This is a genomic window from Stenotrophomonas sp. C3(2023) (genome assembly GCF_032911385.1).
Classification (GTDB): Bacteria; Pseudomonadota; Gammaproteobacteria; order Xanthomonadales; family Xanthomonadaceae; genus Stenotrophomonas.
Map to the genome: position 1 here is coordinate 1 of NZ_JAWJLO010000024.1, position 225 is coordinate 225.

At 64.4% G+C, this 225-nt stretch carries 1 protein-coding gene; it reads right to left on the minus strand.

The window, feature by feature from the left end; genetic code table 11:
• Positions 1 to 225 (minus strand): hypothetical protein (locus tag RZA67_RS16445; RefSeq protein WP_317214138.1); only part of this gene is annotated, 225 nt, incomplete at both ends.

Genomic DNA, 225 nt, shown 5'->3' on the forward strand with positions numbered 1-225 from the left:
CATGGGCCAGTGTGCCCGTGAGTGCCATCGCACCCTCACCGTTCTTGACCAGGCCGCCGTTGCCGCTGACGTTGCCGCTGTTGCTCAGGGTCGTATTGGCAGCCGTGCTGATGACCGCGCTCTGCTGCAGCATCAGATCGCGGGTACTGCTCATGTCACCGAAGGTGTCGAGGCTGCCGCCGTTGAAGGTCAGTGCACCCGTGGCGTCGCCAAGGTTGGCATCGC